Raw genomic sequence first — 215 nt, 5'->3', positions numbered from 1 at the left:
AAAGATAATATCAAAAGGTGTATTTTTTGCATGTTCAACAGCTTCTTTACCAGTCTTACAAGTTGTTACTCGATGAACTCTAGCGGTTAACATTGCAGAGATAAGTTTTAAGTTCTCTCTATTATCATCTACAGCCATTACATTAATATCTTTACGATGTATTGGCAGTGCAAGTTGTAATGTTGTTGGCGTTGTTTCATTAGACACTAAGGCAT

Annotated in this window: 1 protein-coding gene; it reads right to left on the bottom strand. The window is 34.0% G+C overall.

Going from position 1 to position 215, the window contains the following annotated elements:
* Positions 1–215: hypothetical protein (locus V6255_RS18785; protein WP_341629462.1), on the bottom strand; the 215-nt coding region annotated here is incomplete at both ends.

It is taken from the genome of Psychromonas arctica, from assembly GCF_038155225.1.
GTDB lineage: Bacteria > Pseudomonadota > Gammaproteobacteria > Enterobacterales > Psychromonadaceae > Psychromonas > Psychromonas arctica_B.
This window is presented reverse-complemented; position numbering and strand designations above follow the sequence as displayed.